Here is a 377-nt window from a genome sequence, read left to right on the forward strand (position 1 = left end):
AGTATTCATGCCAGCTTTTAATTGTGGATAGTATTGTGCCTTGGCGACATCAATATTGGCGTTTTGGGAAGCCAGAGTAGAAATGGTTTGGGCAATATTGGGATTGCGTTTGACAGCGATTTGCACGGCTTCTTCAAGGCTTAAGGTCCGTGTGGGTACTGCATATTGCTGGGCAGTTGGTGGATTTTCCAGATAAAGATTATTTAAAGACGCCTTTTGCCCCAGATAGGGTTTGACCACGGGCAAAGGGCTCGCTGTGCTTTGCTCGGGTTGGTATTCAAAGTCAGCGAGTTGTTTAAGTTGCACGGTACGAAAGGAGGAGTCATCTTTGGGTTTGATTAAACTCGATACACTTTCCTGGATGCCTTTTAAATAGT

1 pseudogene is annotated in these 377 nt (G+C 44.8%); it reads right to left on the reverse strand.

Annotated features, from left to right (window positions below):
- Positions 1 to 377: pseudogene (locus AC1Z3T_RS21210) on the reverse strand (RND transporter); the annotation flags it as partial.

The sequence above is a fragment of the Acinetobacter sp. B-6 genome (genome assembly GCF_056930735.1).